Origin of the sequence: Amycolatopsis sp. lyj-90 (assembly GCF_046549035.1) — a bacterium.
Taxonomy (GTDB): domain Bacteria; phylum Actinomycetota; class Actinomycetes; order Mycobacteriales; family Pseudonocardiaceae; genus Amycolatopsis.
The window spans coordinates 1,215,219-1,232,427 of the sequence record NZ_JAJPWP010000001.1 but is presented as its reverse complement, the minus strand read 5'-3'; the positions used below and the strand labels follow the sequence as shown (position 1 = coordinate 1,232,427).

Annotated in this window: 20 protein-coding genes; 14 read left to right on the top strand and 6 right to left on the bottom strand. The window is 68.8% G+C overall.

Annotated elements, in window-relative coordinates:
- Positions 1-5 precede the first annotated feature (5 nt).
- The 3 genes from ACLJPX_RS05355 to ACLJPX_RS05345 all read left to right on the top strand — a co-directional run bounded on the left by ACLJPX_RS05355 (position 6) and on the right by ACLJPX_RS05345 (position 2,816).
- Entirely contained in the window at positions 6-875 is an 870-nt protein-coding gene (locus ACLJPX_RS05355) for an LLM class flavin-dependent oxidoreductase (RefSeq protein ID WP_410598988.1), read from the top strand.
- On the top strand, positions 872-1,297 hold the full coding sequence (locus ACLJPX_RS05350) for a nucleoside deaminase (protein WP_410598987.1): 426 nt from the start codon (positions 872-874) through the stop codon (positions 1,295-1,297). The genes ACLJPX_RS05355 and ACLJPX_RS05350 overlap by 4 nt, the downstream gene beginning before the upstream one ends.
- 406 nt (positions 1,298-1,703) lie before the next feature.
- The gene (locus tag ACLJPX_RS05345; protein WP_410598986.1) at positions 1,704-2,816 is read left to right on the top strand and encodes a tyrosine-type recombinase/integrase; all 1,113 of its coding nucleotides are present in this window, start codon (positions 1,704-1,706) and stop codon (positions 2,814-2,816) included.
- On the opposite strand, the gene ACLJPX_RS05340 is transcribed toward ACLJPX_RS05345, so the two are convergent.
- Entirely contained in the window at positions 2,807-2,995 is a 189-nt protein-coding gene (locus tag ACLJPX_RS05340; protein WP_410598985.1) for a hypothetical protein, read from the bottom strand. The two genes, ACLJPX_RS05345 and ACLJPX_RS05340, sit on opposite strands and share 10 nt — an antisense overlap.
- 25 nt (positions 2,996-3,020) lie before the next feature.
- On the opposite strand from ACLJPX_RS05340, the gene ACLJPX_RS05335 reads away from it, so the two are divergent.
- Positions 3,021-3,536, top strand: a complete 516-nt coding sequence (locus ACLJPX_RS05335) for a CGNR zinc finger domain-containing protein (protein WP_410598984.1) — start codon at positions 3,021-3,023, stop codon at positions 3,534-3,536.
- On the opposite strand, the gene ACLJPX_RS05330 is transcribed toward ACLJPX_RS05335, so the two are convergent.
- Both ACLJPX_RS05330 and ACLJPX_RS05325 read right to left on the bottom strand, forming a co-directional pair.
- Entirely contained in the window at positions 3,533-4,753 is a 1,221-nt protein-coding gene (locus tag ACLJPX_RS05330; protein WP_410598983.1) for a hypothetical protein, read from the bottom strand. The two genes, ACLJPX_RS05335 and ACLJPX_RS05330, sit on opposite strands and share 4 nt — an antisense overlap.
- A gap of 107 nt (positions 4,754-4,860) precedes the next feature.
- Positions 4,861-5,334, bottom strand: a complete 474-nt coding sequence (locus ACLJPX_RS05325) for a MarR family winged helix-turn-helix transcriptional regulator (RefSeq protein ID WP_410598982.1) — start codon at positions 5,332-5,334, stop codon at positions 4,861-4,863.
- Positions 5,335-5,426: 92 nt separating this feature from the next.
- Between ACLJPX_RS05325 and ACLJPX_RS05320 the strand changes: the two genes are divergently transcribed.
- On the top strand, positions 5,427-6,515 hold the full coding sequence (locus ACLJPX_RS05320; RefSeq protein ID WP_410598981.1) for an epoxide hydrolase family protein: 1,089 nt from the start codon (positions 5,427-5,429) through the stop codon (positions 6,513-6,515).
- On the opposite strand, the gene ACLJPX_RS05315 is transcribed toward ACLJPX_RS05320, so the two are convergent.
- Together ACLJPX_RS05315 and ACLJPX_RS05310 are read right to left on the bottom strand one after the other, a co-directional pair.
- A complete protein-coding gene (locus ACLJPX_RS05315) occupies positions 6,493-7,086 on the bottom strand; it encodes a TetR/AcrR family transcriptional regulator (protein ID WP_410598980.1) in 594 nt (197 codons plus the stop codon). The two genes, ACLJPX_RS05320 and ACLJPX_RS05315, sit on opposite strands and share 23 nt — an antisense overlap.
- On the bottom strand, positions 7,086-7,934 hold the full coding sequence (locus tag ACLJPX_RS05310; RefSeq protein WP_410598979.1) for an oxidoreductase: 849 nt from the start codon (positions 7,932-7,934) through the stop codon (positions 7,086-7,088). The genes ACLJPX_RS05315 and ACLJPX_RS05310 overlap by 1 nt, the downstream gene beginning before the upstream one ends.
- Before the next feature lie 281 nt (positions 7,935-8,215).
- Between ACLJPX_RS05310 and rox the strand changes: the two genes are divergently transcribed.
- Entirely contained in the window at positions 8,216-9,694 is a 1,479-nt protein-coding gene (rox, locus tag ACLJPX_RS05305) for a rifampin monooxygenase (RefSeq protein WP_410598978.1), read from the top strand.
- 135 nt (positions 9,695-9,829) lie between these two features.
- Here the strand turns inward: rox and ACLJPX_RS05300 are convergent, their stop codons facing one another.
- Positions 9,830-10,537, bottom strand: coding sequence for a GntR family transcriptional regulator (locus ACLJPX_RS05300; RefSeq protein WP_410598977.1), 708 nt, complete (start codon positions 10,535-10,537; stop codon positions 9,830-9,832).
- A gap of 126 nt (positions 10,538-10,663) precedes the next feature.
- On the opposite strand from ACLJPX_RS05300, the gene ACLJPX_RS05295 reads away from it, so the two are divergent.
- Genes ACLJPX_RS05295 through ACLJPX_RS05260 form a run of 8 tightly spaced genes read left to right on the top strand, consistent with a single transcriptional unit; the run spans position 10,664 to position 17,196 of the window.
- On the top strand, positions 10,664-11,635 hold the full coding sequence (locus ACLJPX_RS05295; protein ID WP_410598976.1) for a phosphoglycerate dehydrogenase: 972 nt from the start codon (positions 10,664-10,666) through the stop codon (positions 11,633-11,635).
- On the top strand, positions 11,632-12,429 hold the full coding sequence (locus ACLJPX_RS05290; protein ID WP_410598975.1) for a hydroxypyruvate isomerase family protein: 798 nt from the start codon (positions 11,632-11,634) through the stop codon (positions 12,427-12,429). Before ACLJPX_RS05295 ends, ACLJPX_RS05290 begins: the two co-directional genes overlap by 4 nt.
- Entirely contained in the window at positions 12,426-13,034 is a 609-nt protein-coding gene (locus tag ACLJPX_RS05285; protein WP_410598974.1) for a hypothetical protein, read from the top strand. Before ACLJPX_RS05290 ends, ACLJPX_RS05285 begins: the two co-directional genes overlap by 4 nt.
- Positions 13,031-14,266 carry a 3-oxo-tetronate kinase gene (gene otnK / locus ACLJPX_RS05280; RefSeq protein WP_410598973.1) on the top strand — a complete coding sequence of 412 codons (1,236 nt, stop codon included), beginning with the start codon at positions 13,031-13,033 and terminating at the stop codon, positions 14,264-14,266. Before ACLJPX_RS05285 ends, otnK begins: the two co-directional genes overlap by 4 nt.
- Positions 14,263-14,910: a 3-oxo-tetronate 4-phosphate decarboxylase gene (gene otnC, locus ACLJPX_RS05275; RefSeq protein WP_410598972.1), complete on the top strand. Its 648-nt coding sequence runs from the start codon at positions 14,263-14,265 to the stop codon at positions 14,908-14,910. The genes otnK and otnC overlap by 4 nt, the downstream gene beginning before the upstream one ends.
- Complete coding sequence (locus ACLJPX_RS05270) at positions 14,907-15,605, top strand: molybdate ABC transporter substrate-binding protein (protein ID WP_410598971.1); 699 nt, start codon at positions 14,907-14,909, stop codon at positions 15,603-15,605. Before otnC ends, ACLJPX_RS05270 begins: the two co-directional genes overlap by 4 nt.
- Positions 15,602-16,951 carry an SLC13 family permease gene (locus ACLJPX_RS05265; protein WP_101607757.1) on the top strand — a complete coding sequence of 450 codons (1,350 nt, stop codon included), beginning with the start codon at positions 15,602-15,604 and terminating at the stop codon, positions 16,949-16,951. The genes ACLJPX_RS05270 and ACLJPX_RS05265 overlap by 4 nt, the downstream gene beginning before the upstream one ends.
- On the top strand, positions 16,933-17,196 hold the full coding sequence (locus ACLJPX_RS05260) for a hypothetical protein (protein ID WP_410598970.1): 264 nt from the start codon (positions 16,933-16,935) through the stop codon (positions 17,194-17,196). The genes ACLJPX_RS05265 and ACLJPX_RS05260 overlap by 19 nt, the downstream gene beginning before the upstream one ends.
- The last annotated feature ends 13 nt before the right edge of the window (positions 17,197-17,209 follow it).

Below are 17,209 nucleotides of genomic sequence, written 5' to 3'. Positions count from 1 at the left end.
GGCCTGTGCGAATAGGTGTCAACGTCCCGAATTTCGGACCGGGGACCGACCCCGGAATCCTCCGCGGCTGGGCCACCACGGTCGAAGGCCTCGGCTACGACCTGCTCATGGTGTCCGATCACGTCGCCATCACCCCCGACGTCGCCGAGCAGTACCCGGCGCCGTTCTACGAGCCGTTCACGACGCTGTCGTGGCTGGCCGGCGTGACGAGCAGAATCCGGTTGGGCACCACCGTGCTCATCGTCCCGTACCGGCATCCACTGCTGATCGCCCGTATGGCCGCGAACCTGAACCAGCTCAGCGGTGGACGGCTCGTGCTCGGTGTCGCGTCCGGATGGGCCCGGCAGGAGTTCCAAGCGCTCGACGTCCCGTTCGAGAAACGAGGACGGCTGACCGACGACCACCTCGACGCCGTCCGGAAGGCGTGGGCGAACGACGCCGACTACCGCGCGGGCGACATCCCGATCTGGGTCGGTGGCAACAGCGACGCCGGGATCCGCCGCGCCGTCCGCGTCGGTGACGCCTGGCATCCGCTGCGGACCTCACTCCCCTGGCTCACCGAAGCGCTCACCAGGGTCAAGACGATCGCCGACGCCCAAGAGCGGCCCGTCCCCGCGTTCACCCCGCGGATCCTGCTGAACGTCACCGACAGTCCGATCACCGGACCCGAACGCCTCGCCGGGGAAGGCACGATCGAGCAGATCGTCGACGACCTCGACCGGCTTCGCCACCTCGGCGCCGAGACGGTCGTGCTCGACCCGTTCTCCGGCGACCCCGAGGAAACACTCCGCCCGGAAGCCGCCTGGCAGGCTTTGGCGACCGTGGCAGCACACTGGGAACTGGGCCGATACCGGCCGGAACGGGAGCGATCATGACCGACGAAGACGAGAAGTTCCTCCGCCACGCCATCGAGCTGGCCGCGAAGTCCCGTAAGGACGGTGACCCGCCCTTCGGCTCGCTTCTCGTCGGCCCCGACGGCACGGTGCTGGCCGAAGACCACAACACGTCGGTGTCGCAGTCGGACATCAGCCTCCACCCGGAACTGAAGCTCGCCGTGTGGGCCGCACGTGAACTGGACCCTGCCGTCGCCGCCGAGACGACGATGTACACCAGTTGCCAGCCGTGCGGGATGTGCCAGGGCGCCATCGAACGCTCCGGCCTGGGACGGGTCGTGTTCGCCCTGTCGGGCGAGCAGGTCACCGCGCTCAAGCCGCCGTCCACCGCGCCGGCGGTGCGGCTGGAAGGGCCTGCGTTGTTCGACGAGGCCCGTGTCCCGGTTGCCGGGTACTACACCTGAGAACCGGCGAATCGGAATTCCGGTGGGGCCAGAATCGGCCCCATCACCGGATTTTCCTTCACAGGCGGCTGCCCCGAAACCATAAGGGAGATAGACGGACTTGTAGCCCTGAGGGGGATTCTCCTAGCGTTTCGGGAGGTACTCGTCGGCGTCATTCCACACTTGTGGATCACGGTGCAGGAGGAAACTGCACAGAAAGAGCCTTTCGCCCGGTCCCACGCAAAAAAAGGGGGGACGCAGGGGATCGGCCATCCATTGTGCCAACCCCCAATCCCCAGTGCGTCATCAACGTGACGAGCAGAAAAAGAGGGGGCCCATTACGAACTTGCCGATAGCGAACAAGACAAGGACCGGACAAGCCGAGTTTCACCGTCGTGACGGACCGCGTTGCGTTAGGATGATCGTGATGTCCGCCGAACTCGTGCCCGCAGCCCCGAAACTGCCGGAGACCAAGGCCGAGAACCGGCGACAGGTCCTCGCCGAAGCCGTCGCGTTGCTGCCCGCGCTCCCCCCGGCCGACCCGCTCGACCGGTACGCCATCCGGCACATCACCACGCTCTGGCTGGAAACCGACAAGACCGACCACACCCGCCGCGCCTACTACGCCGACCTCGCCGCCTGGCTCGGCTGGTGCGACCGCACGGGACTCGACCCGCTGACGGCCCGGCGCGCCGACGTCGACGCCTGGAAGAACACCCTCACCGTCACCGGCAGGGACGGCCTGCCCCGGCCCGCCGCCGACTCCACCGTCGCGCGCACCCTCGCCGGCATCTCCAGCTGGTACCGGTATCTGCAGTCCAACGACATCGCCGACCGCAACCCGGTCTCCGCGGTCAACCGGCCCAAGACCGGCAAGACCCCGCCGCTGCCCGCGCTCGGCGGCGAGTCGACGGCGAAACTGCTGAACCACATGGAGAACCGGGCCCGCGCCAACGACACCGAAGCGTCCTGGCGCGACGCCGCCGTCGTCGCGATCCTGTTCTACACCGGCCTGCGCGTCTCCGGTCTGACCACCGCCACCGTGCGCGACCTCGACATCGACGCCGGGCACACGATCCTGCGCTACACCGCCAAAGGCGGCCACCGCGACTTCGTCCCGCTCGTCCCCGCCGCCCTGCACCCGCTGCGCCGCTACCTCGACCTGAGGGCGGCCCGCACCGGGGTCCGTCCCGACGAACTGACCGGCCCGTTGCTCGCGACCATGCCCCACCGGTACGACAGCACCAAAAGCGGCGGAAAACCGTTGGCGCAACGCGATGTCTGGTTCCTCCTCCGGGCGCAGGCCAAGGCAGCCGGGCTCACCGAAGCGAACACCATCTCCCCGCACACCGCGCGGCGGACCACCGGAACCCTGCTGCTGGCCAACGACGTCCCGGTCCAGAAGGTCCAGGACCTGCTGGGCCACGCCGACATCCGCACCACCCGCGACCGCTACGACGCCCACCGGCACAAGCTGGAGACCTCCCCCGTGCACGCGCTCGCGCAACTGCTCGCCGACGCGCGCCACCGTCAAAGCTGAGCCTGTCCCAGCTGGGACTTCGTCGCCCCGATCACGACACCGTCGACCCGCGCCAGCCAGCTCCCGCACAGGCACCGGACGTACTCGAGCCTCCCTTGGGAGACCCGCTGGGACTTCGTCGCGCTTCCGGGCAGTTCCGCCAGCGGCCACCCACACCGCGGGCACAGGTTCGATTCCATGCCCCGATCGTGCTGTAATGGGTCAATGCACTTCAACCCTTACGGCGGGGCGGCCGCGCAGATCGCCGTGGACCTGGTCAACCTGGGCGACGCCGCCGACCCGGCCGCCCTGACCGCGGTCTTCAAAGACCGCATGAACACCGTCCCCGCCGTCCGGGAATCCGAATCGACCGAGATCATCGCCTGGACCGCCAGACTCCGGAACGTCTTCGAAGCAGCCCCGGACGCGCGAGTCGACCTGGTCAACGCGCTGCTGCACGATTCCGCGTCCAAGCCGTACATCTCGACCCACGACGGCAAAGCGCCCCACCTGCACTACGTCGACGCGCACGCCGGCACCGTCCCCCGGGTCCGGGCCTACACCGCGGGCGGGCTCGCGCACCTCGTCTGCGACGCCCCGGACCGCTTCGGCGTCTGCTCACGCGAAGGCTGCGAAACGGTCTACGTCGACGTCTCCCGCAACGGACGCCGCCGGTTCTGCTCCACCCGCTGCGCCACCAGGGTCCACGTCGCCGACCACCGGACCCGGCAAGCGTCCTAGATCGCGTATCGCCACGCCGTGAGGGCATGCGCCGAGAACCACGCGCCCAGGACCACCCACGCCGTCGCGGCCGCGACGGCCGTGACCGTCCGCCGCTTCGCCAACCCGATCGCGATCGGGATCAGCACCGGGAACGCGGGCAGAATGAACCGGATCTTCGCGTCCGGCAGCCCCCGCGTCCCGATCGCCAGCAACAGCACCCCGACGCCGTACAGCGTCAACGGCCACGGCACCCGGATGAACGCCGCCATCACCGCCAGCGCCACCGCGCCCAGCAGTAACAACACCGTCAGTGTGCTGAACACCGACTCGTCCCCGGTCAACCGGGCCAGCACCGACTCCGCGGTCTCCACCCCGAAGTCGAACTCGGTGTTCCAGCCCCGCAGTTCGATGTCCTGCCAACCGGTCCAACTGCCCGTCCGGTACGCGACGAACCCCAGATACCCCACCACCCCCAGCGGCGCGATCACCGCGCCCACCAGCGCCCACCGCCGCTCCTCGGCATGCCGGAAGACCGCGATCAACGCCGCGACGACGACCACCGCGACCAGCACCACCGCCGTCGACCTCGACAGCCCGGCCGCGAAGGCGCACAACCCGGCCAGCACCCATCGCCGTTCCAGCACTCCCACCAGCGCCCACACTGCGAACGCGCAGAACACCGCCTCCGTGTAGGCCATCGAGAACACGATCGCCATCGGCGCCCCGGCCCACAACGCCACCAGCAGCAACCCGGTCCGGTCACCGCGCTCCGGCGACACCGCGCGCCCGATGCGGATCAACCCGCACGCCAGCACCAGACCGGCCAGCACCGAGACCGTCAGCGCCGCGGTGACGACGTCGGCCCCGAGCCACATCACCGCCCCGACCAACTTCGGATAGAGCGGGAAGAACGCCATCGGCGCGTCCGAATAAGGCTGCCTCGCCGCGTCCAGCGTCCCCGGAAGATCGGCGTACCCGTGCACCGCCAGCCGCAGGTACCACTGCCCGTCCCACGCGGTCAGCCGATCGGTCAGCGACGCACCACGCCGGTCGGCCAACAGGTCGAGCAGCTGGACACTGGCCGTCCGGATCACGAGATACAGCAGGATCGCCCTCGGATAGGGCGACCAGGCCAGTCTGTCGAGAACTCTCTCGAACACACGCGCCGGGCGCCCCTGCCGGGGCGCCGTTTCGGGAACGGCGGGCTGATCAAGGTCGTCGACTTCTCGGAGCACGAACAGAGTGTCCACAATGCGAAGTCATTTCGCCGTTCGATCTCGAAGATTCGCAGTACGGAAGGCGTGGGGAAGGCCACAAAGCGGCCGCGTGAAGGACTCCTTCACTACCCGGTCCAGTCCTCGCCCCTTCGCCGGTCGTGGTGGTCCAACAGCCTCGACAGCAGCTCGGTGAACCGCGCTCGCTCTTCGGACGACAGCGGCGCCAGCAGTTCGTCCTGGCGCTCGGCCAGCTGCTTCTCCAGCAGCCGCAGCCGCTGTTCGCCCGCGGTGGTCAGTGAGATGACGTTCCGCCGCCGGTCGGCGGGATCCGGGGCGCGTTCCACCAGCTCACGCTCGGCGAGCTCGTTGATCGTCGCGACCATCTCACTGACGTGGATCCCGCTGCGGCGGCCCAACGTCGCCTGGCTGGCGGGACCGGACTCCTCCAACGTCGCCAGCACGCGGAAGTGGTAACCCCGGGCGTCGACGGCGGAGAACCCGTCGGTCACCAGGCGATGCGCATGGTTCGCGGTCTGGGTGAGCAGCCAGCTGGGCAGGCTCTTCCAGCCGCCGTCCGGCCCTTCCGAAGGGTTCTCCATGTGACGAGTCTAACGAATCGTTGGGCGACCGAACGATTGCGCTATCGTTTGTCACCTAAACGTTTGGTGCCCGAACATAATGGAGACGAGACATGATCAAGCCCTTCCGCATCGACATCCCCCAAGCCGACCTCGACGACCTCAACGACCGGCTGACCCGCACCCGCTGGCCCAACGAGATCACCGACGCGGGCTGGGACTACGGCTTCCCACTGCCACGACTCAGAGAACTGGCCGACCACTGGCGCACCGGCTACGACTGGCGCACCCACGAAGCCGAGCTCAACGAGCTTCCGCACTTCACCACCGAGATCGAAGGCCAGAACATCCACTTCGTCCACGTCCGGTCCGCGAACCCGGACGCGCTCGCGCTGATCCTCACCCACGGCTGGCCCGGTTCGTTCCTGGAGTTCCTCGACGTCATCGAGCCACTGTCACGCGACTTCCACCTGGTGATCCCGTCCATCCCGGGCTACGGCTTCTCCGGACCGACCCGGGAACGCGGCTGGGACCTCGTCCGGATCGCCCGCGCCTGGGCCGAACTGATGCACCGCCTCGGATACGAGCGCTACGGCGCGCAGGGCGGCGACTTCGGCTCGGGAATCTCGATCGCGCTCGGCACGGTCGCACCGGACCAGGTCGTCGGGGTCCACGTCAACTACCTGCCGACCCGGCCGGATCCGGACGCGGGCATCGAACTGTCCGAAGTGGACCAAGCGCGACTGGAGAAGATCAAGCACCTGATGGCGAACCGCCCGCCGTACCAGGCATTGCAGGCCGCCACCCCGCAGACCATCGGCTACGCCCTGACCGACTCACCCGTCGGCCAGCTCGCCTGGATCGCCGAGCGCTTCGCACAGTGGACGGACCCTCGCTCCCCCGTCAGCGACGACCGGATGCTCACCGACATCTCGCTGTACTGGCTGACCGCCACCGCGGCCTCCTCCGCGCGGCTGCACCACGAAACCCAGCGAGGGAACGCGCCCTGCCCCGTACCGCTCGGCGTGGCCGTGTTCCCGCACGACATCACGCAGTCGGTACGGCCACTGGCCGAGCGGCTCTACGACATCAGGCACTGGTCGGAACTCGAGCGCGGCGGCCACTTCGCCGCGATGGAAGTACCGGACCTGCTCGCCGAGGACATCCGGGCCTTCTTCCTCAAGCTGTCAGGCCCGCGCTGACCATCCAGATGTGCTCACAGGTCGAGGACGCCCGCTGCAAGCTCTCACGGGACTCCTGCGAAGCGTGATAGAAGCTCCGCTCGATCATCCAGCACAAGGCACGCGCCATCGACGACGCCTGGTCCGGTTCGGCGCCGGCCCGGACACCGGCCCGTTCCAGCACAGCGGTGATGGCCGAGCTGAACAGGTCGGCCGTCCGGCTCCACAGCTCGCCGATCTCCGGCACGGTCAACGAAAGGTCGATCGCCGTCCGCATGACAAGACCGTGCTCGTTCCACAGCTCGACCGTGCGCCGCATGGCCGCCGCGATGGCCTGGACGGGCTCGTCGGCCTCCGCGGCGACGCGGGACCGTTCCCACAGATGCTCGACGGTCCGGGCCACCAGCGCGGTGACCACCTCCTGCTTGGAGCCGAAGTAGAAATACAAGGCGCCACGGGTTATCCCGGCCCCCTGGGCGATGTCCCCGACGGTCATCGCGTCATAGCCCTTGTGCGCCAGCAGGACTTCGCAGGTGTCCAGGATGGCCCGCTCCCGGACATCACCCTTGCGCTCGGTGGTGCGCCTGGACATCAGAGCTGCGCGCCCTCGGCGAAGTCGGTCGTCCGGGAGAGCGCCTCCCACGTCCGGATGTCCTCGTCCACCGCCGTGCGCGCGGCGGTGACCAACCGCAGCGCGTCCGAGCCCAGCAACAGATGGGACGGCGGCCGGTCGAGCGACGTGATGTGCACGAGGGCCTCCCCAGCCTTCGCCGGATCGCCCAACTGGTTGCCGCTGGCCTTCTGCCGCGCTTCACGGATGGGGGTGAACAGCTCGTCGTAGTCGTCGATCGTCCGGGTGGCGCGGGACATCGACCGCCCCGCCCAGTCGGTGCGGAACGAACCCGGCTCGATCGCCGTCACGTGGATCCCGAACTGCGCGACCTCCTTGCCCAGCGCCTCGAGAATGCCTTCCAGCGCGAACTTGCTGCCGCAGTAGGCGGACATGCCGGGCACCGCCATCAGCCCGCCCATGGAGGTGACGGCCAGCAGGTGCCCGCGGCGGCGCTCGCGCAGGTAAGGCAGCGCCGCCTGCAGGGTCGCCACGGCCCCGAACACGTTCACCTCGAACTGCCGTCGCACTTCCGCCAGCGGGGTTTCCTCGAAAGTGCCCTCCACGCCGTAGCCGGCGTTGGCGATGACAACGTCCAACGGACCGACGCTCTGCTCGACCTCGGCGATCACCGCCGAGGCGGCGTCGTCGTCGGTCACGTCCAGGATGCGGCCGTGCGCTTTGCCGGGCTCGAGATCCTCGAAGGACCGCAGGTCCTCCCGGGACCGGACCGTCCCCACGACGGTGTGCCCGGCGGCCAAGGCGGCTTGGGCGAAGGCGCGCCCAAGGCCCGTGCTGACACCGGTGATCAGCCACTTCTGCTTCCTCATCGCCCCTCCAGAGGACTCGAAACGATCTCCTGAGCACAAAGTCTACACTGTGTCGATTTTTATCGTCGTAGTGCAGATTCCATGGTCACGCGGCAGGCGAAAAGGAGTGGACGGGACGAACCCGGGCTTGTACCTTGCACTCGACCGTGACATCGCCCCAGGAGGTGAGACCCATGAACGCAGAATCGATGTGGGTGCTCCCTCTTGCGTTACGGTCGGGCGATTGACGTAGGTGTCGCCGGGAGCGCCTCGACAACAGGCACTCCCGAAAGGCACCACCTATGCACCTTCAGCAGTTCACCCCCGGGCCGTCACCGGCCTCCGGGACCGACGAATTCGACGTGATCATCGCCGGATGCGGGCCGACCGGCGCGACGCTGGCCGCCGAACTCCGGCTGCACGACGTACGGGTACTCGTCCTGGAAAAGGAAACCGAGCCCGTGTCGTTCGTCCGGATCGTCGGCCTGCACATTCGCAGCCTCGAACTGATGGCCATGCGCGGACTGCTCGAGCGCTTCCTCGAACGCGGCAGAAGGCGTCCGGCCGCCGGTTTCTTCGCCGCCATCAGCAAACCCGAGCCCGAGGGCCTGGATTCCGCGCACGCCTACCTGCTGGGCATACCGCAGCCGGTCGTCGATCACCTGCTCGAAGAACACGCGATCGGACTCGGCGCACAGGTCCGGCGCGGTTGTGCGCTGACCGGATTCGAGCAGGACGACGACGGGGTGACCGTCGAGCTGGTCTGCGGGGAGCGACTGCGGTCGCGGTACCTCGTCGGCTGTGACGGCGGGCGGAGCACGGTGCGCAAACTGCTCGGCGTCGGCTTCCCCGGCGAGCCCTCGCGGAACGACACGCTGATGGGCGAGATGGCCGTCGGCGTACCGCAGGAGGAGATCGCGGCCAAGGTGGCCGAAATCCGTGAGACCAGCAAGGTTTTCAGCCTCGGCCCCTTCGGCGAAGGGATCTATCGCGTCGTCGTCCCCGCCGCGGAAGTCAGCGAGGATCGCGCGGAGCCGCCCACCCTCGACGATTTCAAACGAGAGTTGCACACCATCGCCGGAACCGATTTCGGCGTGCACTCCCCGCGCTGGCTGTCCCGCTTCGGCGATGCCACCCGGCTGGCCGAGCGGTACCGGGTCGGAAGGGTGCTCCTGGCGGGCGACGCGGCGCACATCCACCCGCCCGCGGGCGGTCAGGGCCTCAACCTGGGGGTTCAGGACGCGTTCAACCTCGGCTGGAAACTGGCCGCGCAGATCCGTGGCTGGGCGCCGGAAACCCTGCTGGACACCTACCAGGCCGAACGTCATCCGGTCGCCGAAGACGTACTGGACAACACCCGCGCCCAGATCGCACTGTCGTCCACCGAACCGGGTCCGCAGGCCGTGCGCAGGCTGCTCACCGAACTGATGGACTTCGACGACGTGAACCGGTATCTGATCGAGAAGATCACCGCGATCGGCATCCGCTACGACTTCGGCGAGGGACCCGATCTGCTCGGACGCCGCCTGCGCGACATCGAGGTGAAGCAGGGCCGCCTGTACGACCGGCTCCACGGGGGCCGCGGTCTACTGCTCGACCGCACCGAACGCCTGACCGTCGGCGGCTGGTCGGACCGGGTCGATCACCTTGCGGATCCCACCGCGGCACTGGAGGTTCCGGCGGTTCTGCTCCGCCCCGACGGACACATCGCCTGGATCGGTGAGCACCAGCAGGACCTGGACGACCACCTCGCACGCTGGTTCGGCAAGCCCGTCAACTGAAGTCCGTGAAGGCCTCCTTGCCTACGCTCAACGTCGGCAAGGAGGCCTTCACGATCAGTGCAGGTTTTTTCACGCGTATTAATGACTGTTTTTGAATGTCGCCCCGACGTATAGGGCGTTATACACTTAGAAGATTCAGTGACTGGACGGCAGTTCGGCGGCCTCGACCGACCTTCGGTCCTCCAGGACGCGTTGCTTCGCGTTCTCGATGTGCCGTCGCATCCGGGCGGCCGCTTCGTCCGCCTCCCCCGCTACCAACGCCTCGTAGACGGCTCGGTGCTCCTCCGCCGCCAGCCCGGGCGCTCCCCTGGCCGAGCCGAGCTTCGCGAAGAACCGGAACCGCTGGACCTGGCCGCCGAGCGACCGGTACGCCTTCTCCAGGAACGGGTTGTCCGCCTGAGCGGCGATGAGCAGGTGGAACCGTTCGTCGATCGTCCAGTACGCACTGAAGGCCGCTGTGTCCGGCGAGGTCGCGGCGCGCGCGAGATCGTCGACGCTCTCCAGGACTTCCCCCAGGAACTCGGGCGTCGTCCGGCGCGCGGCTTCGTAGGCGAGGGCTGGCTCCAGGACGAGACGGGCGTCCATCAGCTTGATCAGCTCGAACTCGGTGAGCAGCGGGGCGACCCGGTAACCCTTGAGCGCCTCGCGGCGGACGAGCCCGGTGTGCTCCAGCCGCGCCAGCGCCTCTCGGAGCGGAGTCTGGCTGACGTCGAGTTCCCGTGACAGCGCACCGATGTTGACCGGCTCGCCCGCGGACCATCGGCCGTCGGTGAACTGACCCAGCAGCACCTCGTACATCCGGTCGGCGAGCGGCTGCCGTCCGGACCTCCGCGGGGAAGCCATGTGTCCCTCCTTAGTCGCCTCACGATATCCCGCGCGTCCGGAAGCCTTGATCTTGCCTCGCTATAGTATTGACATGAATCCTATAGTATTTGCATCAGGCAGCTTCGAACAGGAGAAACGAACCGGATGACCAAGCGCGTACTCGTGACGACCTCGTATCTGAAGCCCGGCGGCGAGGTCGACAAGCTGCTCTCGGACGCGGGTTTCGATACCGCCTTCACCACCCCAGCGCAGCGCGAGGCCACCGGCACTCCCCTGGCCGACCTCGTCCGTGACGCCGACGGGATCGTCGCGGGCACCGACGCCTTCACCGCCGACGTCATCGAGGCCGCGACCCGGCTGAAGGTGTTCGGCCGCTGCGGCGTCGGCTACGACAACATCGACCTCGACGCCGCGACCCGCGCCGGTGTGGCCGTCACCTACACCCCCGGTGCCAACCGCCGGTCGGTCGCCGAACACGTCCTGGCCCTCATGCTCAACTGCGCCCGCTTGATCCCGCAGAACATCGCGAGCGTCCAGGCCGGACGCTGGGAGCAGCGCAGCGGGCGGGAACTCGACGGCGCGGTGCTCGGCCTGATCGGACTGGGTTCGATCGGCAAGACCGTCGCGCGGCTGGCGCTGTCACTCGGGATGCGGGTCGTCGCCCACGATCCTTACCCCGACCAAGACTTCCTGGCGGAGACCGGCGTCGAAGCCCGCACCTTCGACGAAGTCCTGGCCGAGGCCGACTTCGTCAGCCTGCACATCTTCCTCGACGACTCCACCCGTCACCTGATCGACGCGTCCGCGCTGCGGAAGGTCAAACCCGGGGCTTTCCTGATCAACACGGCGCGCGGGGAGGTGGTCGACGAGGAAGCCCTCGCCGACGCGCTGGAGAACGGCGCGCTGGCGGGCGCGGCCTTGGACGTGCTCACGGAGGAGCCCTTGCCACTCGACAGCAGGCTGCGCAGTCTCGACAACGTCGTGGTCACCGCGCACATCGGAGCCGCGACCGAACAGGCCAGGTCGCGGTCCAGCCTGATGGCCGCCCAGCAGGTGATCGACGTCCTCCAGGGCCGCGATCCCGGCAACCTCGCCAATCCCGGATACCGCCGATGATCCTCCACAACGGACTTCGCCTGGACGCCAACCTCAAGTGGCTGTTCACGGAACTCCCCTTCGAACAGCGCTTCGACGCGGCAGCGGCGGCAGGCTTCACCGCCGTCGAATACGCCTCGCCGTACTTCTTCCCCGCCGCCACCCTCGTCCGGCGCCTCGCCGACGCGGGCCTGTCCCAGATCCTCGTCAACTCCCCCACCGGCGAACCCGGCTCCCCCGAGAGGCTCGGCTACGCGTGCCTTCCAGGTCGCGCGGCCGAGTTCCGCACGGGGGTGGAGCTCGGCCTGGAGTACGCGGTGGCCCTGGGCAGTTCCTTCCTGCACCTGCCCGCGGGGATCCGGCCCGCCGGCGTCTCCCGGGACCGTGCCTTCGCGCAGTACGTCGCGAACATCGCGTGGGCGGCGGATCAGGCGCGCGGCAGCGGCGTCCGGCTGCTGCTGGAGGCGCAGAACAAACAGGACGCGCCGGGGTTCGTCCTCGACGACCAGGCACACGCGGCCGCGGTGGTCGACGCGATCGGCCAGGACCACGTGAGCCTGCTCTTCGACGTCTACCACGCCTCCATCGACGAGAAGGACATCGTCGCGGCGCTGCGGGAGTTCCTGCCCCGGACCGCCCACGTGCAGATCGCCGACTCGCCCGGCCGCGCCGAACCCGGCACCGGCGGCATTCCGTGGACCGACGTCTTAGACACCTTGAAGTCCGAGAGCTACGCGGGCTGGATCGGCTGCGAATACGGGCCCGCCACCACCACCGAAGCGGGACTGGCCTGGATCAAGGAGCGACTCCGATGAGCCCGCGTATCGCGCTGATCAGCGCCACCCCGGCCGCGATCCCGCCCGCCGTCAGTGCGTTGGCAACGGGATTCCCCCAGGCCCGGCCCTGGAACATCCTCGACGACCGGCTGCTGGCCGACGTCGGCGAAGACGGCCGCACCACCGCTCTGGACGACCGGATGCGCCACCTCATCGCCTACGCGGTCACCGGCGGCGCCGACGGCGTACTGCTCACCTGCTCGCTCTACGGCGAAGTCACGAAGCAGGTCGACGCGCCGGTCCCGCTCCTGGCCCCGGACGAGGCGGCCTTCGACGACGCGCTTTCCAGCGGACACAGCAGGATCCTCGTGGTCGCCTCGCTGGCCTCGGCACTGAGCGACTCGACCGCGCGTTTCGAGCAGGCTGCACGCGACAAGGGAATCACCGTCGAGGTCGGCGGGCTGCTCGCGCCGGACGAGCTCGTCGAAACCTGCCGGGCACGGGGCGACGGCTGGGACCTCGTCCTGCTCGCCCAGTACTCCCTCGCCCCGGCAGCGGAGGAACTCGCCGCGGCACTCGGTGTGCCGGTCGTGTCCGGCCCCCGTAGCGCGGCCGCGAGACTGAAGGCGGTGATCGGGGCATGACCGGCACCCTCGGCGCGATAGCCGACGACTTCACCGGCGCGACCGACGTCGCGGTCGCCTTCCGCCGTGGCGGACTGCGCACCCTGCTGTTCTTCGGTGTCCCACCCGAAACCGAGGTACTTCCGCCGCACGACGCGATCGTGATCGCACTCAAGAGCCGCGCGATCCCCGCCGAGAACGCTGTCTCGTCGTCCTTGGAAGCGTTGCGGTGGCTGCGAAACCGGAAGGCGGAGCAGATCTACTTCAAGTACTGCTCCACTTTCGACTCGACGCCACACGGCAACATCGGCCCGGTCCTCGACGCGCTGTCGCGGGCACTGTCGTCCGATCGTGCCGTGATGACGCCGAGTTCGCCGGAGCACGGGCGCACGCAGTACCAGGGGCATCTCTTCGTCGGCGAGACCCTGCTGGCCGAATCGCCCATGCGCGACCATCCCGCGACCCCGATGACGGACTCCCACCTGCCTCGGCTGCTCCGGGCGCAGACCACCACACCGGTCGCTCTCGTCACGCACGACATCGTCCGGCGCGGGGAAACCGCCGTGCGCGAAGCGATCGACGGCAAGAGCGGCTACGTCCTCGTCGACGCGCTCACCGAAGACGACCTCCGCCTCCTGGGCCGGGTCGTGGTGAACGCGCCACTCGTCGCGGGCGCGGCGGGTCTCGCGGCCGGGCTCGCCGCCGCGCGTGCCTCCGCCACTCCCCTGCCGACCGAGACCCGCGCACCGGCGGGCCCGGCCGTGGTGCTGTCCGGAAGCTGCTCGGCGCGAACGCTGGAACAGGTCGCCGTCATGCTGCGGCTCGGCCGTCCCGCCCACCGGCTCGACCCGGTGGCGACGCCGGATCCGGACGCCCTCGCGGCGGAAGCACTCGCCTGGTACGACTCCTTGACCGAACCCGGACCGCTCGTCTACTCGTCGTCGAGTCCGGCGGAACTCAAGCGCACCCAAGAAGAACTGGGCGTCGAGCGGTCGGCCGGGATACTCGAGAAGGCGACCGGGCTCATCGCCCTGGGCCTCGCCGGACGCGGTGTGCGCCGTCTCGTGGCCGCCGGCGGTGAGACCTCCGGCGCGATCGTCACCGCGCTCGACGTCCGTGGCGGCGTCATCGGGGCGGAAGCCGCACCGGGCGTGCCGTGGATCCACCCCGTCGGCGACCGTCATCCCGCCTTGTTGCTCAAGTCGGGCAACTTCGGCGATCCGGATCTCCTCGCGACGGCGTCCGCCCCGTGAGCGGCGACCGGCTCCACCGCGAACGCGTCATCGCCGCGGCACGATCGCTGTACGACCGCGGGCTCACCCACGGCCGCACGGGCAACATCTCGGTGCGCCACGGCGAGCAGATCCTCGTCACGCCCACCGGAGCCTGCCTCGGCACCGTGCGGCCGGGGGATCTGTCGCTCCTCGACGCCGACGGAAACCATCTCGCCGGACCACCGCCGTCGAAGGAAGCGTTCTTCCACGCGATCGTGCTGCGGGAGCGCCCGTCCGACAGCGCGGTCGTGCACACGCACTCGACGTATTCGGCCGCCGTCTCCTGTCTGGACGGCCTCGACCCGGACGACGCCATCCCGCCGCTGACCGCGTACTTCGCGATGCGTGTCGGCCGCCTTCCCCTGCTCCCGTACCACCCACCAGGAGACCCCGGCATCAGCGAGCCGATCGCCCGCGCCGCCGTCGGCCATCCGGCGCTGCTGCTCGCCAACCACGGCCCGGTGGTCGCCGGGACGAACCTCGACACCGCCTTGGACACCCTCGAAGAACTCGAGCACACCGCGGAGATCTTCCTGCTCCTGCGGGGTCTCCCCACCCGTCCGCTGACCGATCGCCGGCGCGACGCCCTCCACTCCCCACCCGCTCGAAGGGACACCCCATGATCACCCTGTTCAGCGCCCTCTCCGTCAAGAAGGCACTCGACGAAGTGCTGCTGCACGCGTTCACGAAGAAGCACGCCGTCGAAGTCGAGGTCACGTTCGACCCCACCACGATCCTGGTCGAGAAGATCGCCCAAGGCGCTCAGCCCGACGTCGTGATCGCCGTGTCCAACGCCTTCGCCGGGCTGGCGGCCGCCGGTGCGATCACCTCTGATTCTCGTGTGGTGCTGGCGAAGAGCGGGATCGGCATCGCCACCGCACCGGAACTGGACAGCCCCGACATCGGCACGGTGGACGCGCTCCGCACTGCCCTCACTTCGGCGCGATCCGTCGCCTACTCACGCAGCGGCGCGAGCGGCATCCACTTCGCCCGGCTGATCCAGGACCTGGGCGTCGCCGACGAGGTGAACGCGCGAGCCACCATCGTCGAGAAGGGGTTCACCGCCCTCGCCGTCACTGACGGCCGTGCGGACCTCGCCGTCCAGCAGATCAGCGAACTGAAGTTCGTCCCGCAGGCGCGGATCATCGGCCCGCTCCCCGACGGGGCCCAGCACTACAGCGAACTCTCCGCCGCGCTCGGCCCCTCGGCCCCGCCCGAGGCCGCGGACCTGCTGCGGTTCCTCTCCGGACCGGAAGCGAAGACCGCCTACCGCGACGCCGGCCTCGTCACCGACCACTCACCCCGGACTCGCGGATGAACGCGATCCTGGCACTGATCGCGTTCATCGCCGCCATCGTCGTGTGGAACGCGGTCTTCAAACGCAACATCGGCGAAGCGATGGTGGTCGGCTTTCTCGTCACCGCCGCTTTCGCGGGCACGGACTTCTTCACCGTCGCCTGGGAAAGCCTGGTCGACGGGCTCAAATCCGAGATCACCTTCGCCGCGCTGGCGTTCGTCTTCGTCAGCGAACTGCTCACCAGGACCGGGCTGGTGCAGCGGATGGTCGACATCCTCAGCTCGTTCCTCGGCCGACGGCGGGGCGGATCGGCCTACGCGGCGACCGTCGCCTCCGGCCTGTTCGGCGCGGTCGCCCACAACGGTGCCGCGATCGTCGCCACGGTCGGGTCGATCACCATCCCCTGGATGAAGCGGTCCAAGGCCAGCGGCGAGACCGCGGCGCTCGTGCTGTCCGGGAACGCCGGTGTCGGCGCCACCTTCCCGTTCAGCGGCGCGTTCTTCATCCTTCTGGCCGCGCCGACCGTGATGCCGGTGCTCGGCGCGGGCGACATCGTCGCGACGATCTTCGTCACCGGCGCGTGGATGGTCGGGATGCGGCTGATCATGGCCTACGTGATCGTCAAACGCCGCGGCGTCCAGGCGATGGAGCCGCAGGACATCCATCCGCTGCGCGCGTCGTTCAAGGTCGGCTGGCCGTCGCTGGTCGTCCTCGGCTCGATCGCCGTCCCGATCCTGCTCACCGCCCCGCCGACCGCGGACTTCGTCTCGGCCCGCATCGGCATCGACGCTCCCGACGCGATCCCGCTGCTCATCTGGCTGCCGATCGTCATGTTGCTGGTCGGCCTGCTCGTCGAGCGGAAGCTGCTGCCGAAGGGGCGGGCTCAGTGGTGGGATCTGTTCGGCGCGGTCGGGCCCAAACTCGGCCTGGTCGGGGTCACGATGATCTCCGCGTTCGCCGCGTCGAACGTGCTCAAGACGCTCGGTCTCGACGATCAGCTGAAGCCCTACCTGGAAGGACTCACCGGAGTCTCCCCGCTGGTGGCGGCCATCGTGGTCGGCGTCGTCATCGTGCTCGTCGCGGGACCGCTCAACACGACGTCCACGGTCGCCGCGGTCGGCCCGGTGGCGTTCGCCGCGCTGACCGCCGCCGGCATCCCTCCGCACGTCGCCTTCGCCGCCATCCTCGTGTGGGCGTCGTCGGAGGGATGCTCACCGCCGGGCGCGGCACCGCTCTACGTCGCGGCGGGTATCGCCGAGATCAACCCGGTACGGATCTTCGTCCCGGTCGTCCTCTACTACCTGCTGCCCACACTGCTGTTCGGCGTGCTCATGGCCGTCGGCGTGCTGTGGCTGCCTGGAGCGTGATCACCGTGTACCGGATCCTGCTGGCCGCGACCCGCGTCTGCCTGTTCGCCTTCCTCGTCGGCGGCGGCGTGGTCGTCGCCGGGCAAACCCTCGGCATCATCGTCGGCTCCGGGCCGCTCGTGACGGCGTTCGGCACCGATATCGCCGACAACGTCTGCGTCATCGCCGGAATCGCGGGGATTCTCGCGTTCCTTTTGCTCTATACGCCGGAAGGAAAGGAAAACGTGCCTGACGCCGAAGAATGAGCCACGATGAGGC